We start from the raw sequence: 2,727 nt of genomic DNA on the forward strand, positions 1-2,727 counted from the left end.
TCCTCAATTATCTTTCGATTTTCGATTTCGCGTTCTTCTGGATTTATTCCATACTTTTCATATATTTCTCTTGTTTTTTCGTCCATTATAAAATTTTCCAGAATCTTTTTTCAGCTTGTTGCCAACGGTTTAGGCTATGTTGTCGTTGTGGAAAAATTGGCAAGATTTTTCCGCCATAGCAATTAGTTTAGTAAATATACGAGGATTTTCTGAAAAAGAAAATCCGCCACAATGCAATATAGCCATTGTTAGCATATTTAGCGACACATTCTGCTGAGCATTGAATTTTTCTATTATCTGAAATTTATCAAACATACTAATTTTTCTCATTTAGCTTTTTCTCCGCTATAATTTTCACGTTTTAAAGGAAAAATTTTGAAATTTCTCAATTTATTGGCAATTATTCATTTTAAAGATAATCGGATTCGTTGCTCAAAATCTTAACCGTTTCAATGCTCAATTCCGGTAGAGTGGAAGTCAATCTGGAATTTTTCAGGTTTGTACATATTTTTCATTCAAAGCAAATTCATTCCGATTCAATTCTCATACTTTTTTGAGTATAAATCACTCAGAAATTTCTCGGCTTAGTACAATTTTTTCAGTAAAAACTCAATTCTTTCCGCTTTTATTGCTCAACTCTTACCGCTACAATTTTCACTCCGAAATATTGCTAAAAATCATAGTTTTCAATTAAGTTTTTCAACTTTAGTTTTTCTGACCAAAACTCAGCCGAGCTATTTATGCTAACGGGTTTGTATAAGATTTGTGCGACCTAAAATCCGAAGGATTTTCGGACTTTACAAATCGGTTTGTTACAATTTTTTTGTTATCAATTTTGTTCTAATTTAAGCATAAATTTTATACAGTGTTGGCAACAGTTATTTTTTTTTATCAATTCATTCGGGTCAAAACCGTACATAAATTTATTCAGTTGTCCATTCGAACTTTCCAGTCCGACAATATCCATTAATTCCTCAATGTATGTGCAAACTCTTTCTCGGTCTTCGGTGTCTAATTCCATATAAACATCCGCAAACTTTGAAAGTCCGATTTTAATTTTCTCTTGGTATTTTTTGTCAGTCGGATTTTCTGATTTCGCTACACTTTTAAAGTCAGACGCAACACTATTAATTTTCTCCGTAAAAATCGGTCGCATTTTTTCGTCAGCGATTCCAGAATAATAACCTTCCTGAACGAACTTTTTCTTTGAAATAAATTCCATAAACTTTTCAGTTGAGTTTTCAGGTGTTTTCATTTCGGTCGCATTTTGTCCGCAAGCAGACAATGTCAAAAAGATAATAAAAATTTGAATGTATTTCATTATTTCTCAAATTGTTGTCAGCAATTATTCTCTGTTGTTATTTCTTTTCTAAAAAGTTAAAACATTTGTCCACTTTAAGAGAAAAAATATTAGAGTTGTAACTCCGATACTGACGAAAATTGCTCCTTGCCAATAAATTAATCTCGTTCCCCAATTTTTCCATGTCCCTTTGCTAAAAACTTCATTTTTGAAATAATTCTTTGAAATTCTCCAATAAAGAAATAAGATTATTAAAAATAGTACTATTGAAATAATCCAAATATTTTCCATTTTTCCATTTTTTAGTTTATATGTTTTTAATTGTTGCCAACGGTTTTGTGTATGGTTAGTTGCGTGTTTGAGCAACTAATTTAGCAAACTTTTACGAACCCGTGAAAATTCCGCAGGAATTTTCGCAAGTAGGGAAGAACAAAGCAATTAATTATACACGGTGTTGTAAGTAGTGCTTTTTTATTCACTTACTTAATTTCAATATTCTAAATGCTCCTTGAATTACCAAAACAAAAACGATTGTTCCGATAATCAAATCAGGTTTGCTCGAACTCAACCAATTTACCAAAATTCCAGCAATTATTACTCCTAAATTGATAATCACGTCATTTGATGTGAAAATCATACTCGCTTTCATATGAGCCTCTTCTTTGCTTTTTGACTTTTGCAAAATGTAAAGACAAATTCCGTTTGCAATAAGTGCAAAAATCGAAACGATAATCATTGTCGAAAAATCGGGAAGTTTCTCGTTTCCAAAAAATCTTCTTAAAACTTCCACAAATCCAATAATCGCAAGTGTTATTTGAAAATATCCAGCAAGTTTTGCAATCCGCTTTTTCTTAATCAACGTTCCGCCAACCGCAAACAAGCTAATTCCGTATACGAAACTGTCGGCAAGCATATCCAAACTATCGGCAACAAGACCCATTGATTTTGAGATTATTCCTGTTGTCATTTCGATAATAAAAAAGGCAAAATTGATTGCAAGTACAGACCAAAGTAGCTTTTTTTGGTTTGCATTTTCATTAAATTCTGTTTGGTCGGTCTGTTCGGTCGAGATTTTCTTTCCGCCTAAATTTAGTTCAATAACGGACTTTTCGATTTGGTCGGATTCTCCGCTGTGAAAAACAGTCAGTTTTCGGTTCGGAATATCAAAGTCCAAATTCGCAATACTTGAAATTCCGTCCAATTTCATTCGGATTAGATTTTCCTCTGAAGGACAGTCCATTTTGGTAATTTCGAATATTGTTTTTTTCATTCGGTTTCTGGGTTTTTCGGCATTACTTACAACGGGCTTGGCTATGGTTTCGTTGCGTGAAAATCCGCGAGGATTTTCCACCGTAAACCGAAGATAGCAAATTTGCGAGGACTTTCCGAAAGGAAAGTCAGAAGCAATGAATTATAGCCGTTGTTGT

Annotated in this window: 3 protein-coding genes; all 3 read right to left on the reverse strand. The window is 32.9% G+C overall.

Annotated elements, in window-relative coordinates; genetic code table 11:
- Window positions 1-129: 129 nt before the first annotated feature.
- The gene (locus HGB55_RS14665; protein ID WP_168817775.1) at window positions 130-330 is read right to left on the reverse strand and encodes a hypothetical protein; all 201 of its coding nucleotides are present in this window, start codon (window positions 328-330) and stop codon (window positions 130-132) included.
- Window positions 331-829: 499 nt separating this feature from the next.
- Window positions 830-1,255: a DUF4844 domain-containing protein gene (locus HGB55_RS14670; protein WP_247649233.1), complete on the reverse strand. Its 426-nt coding sequence runs from the start codon at window positions 1,253-1,255 to the stop codon at window positions 830-832.
- A gap of 520 nt (window positions 1,256-1,775) precedes the next feature.
- Window positions 1,776-2,570 carry a cation transporter gene (locus tag HGB55_RS14675; protein ID WP_141422662.1) on the reverse strand — a complete coding sequence of 265 codons (795 nt, stop codon included), beginning with the start codon at window positions 2,568-2,570 and terminating at the stop codon, window positions 1,776-1,778.
- Window positions 2,571-2,727 lie beyond the last annotated feature (157 nt).

Source organism: Lutibacter sp. B1 (assembly GCF_012524075.1).
Taxonomy (GTDB): domain Bacteria; phylum Bacteroidota; class Bacteroidia; order Flavobacteriales; family Flavobacteriaceae; genus Lutibacter.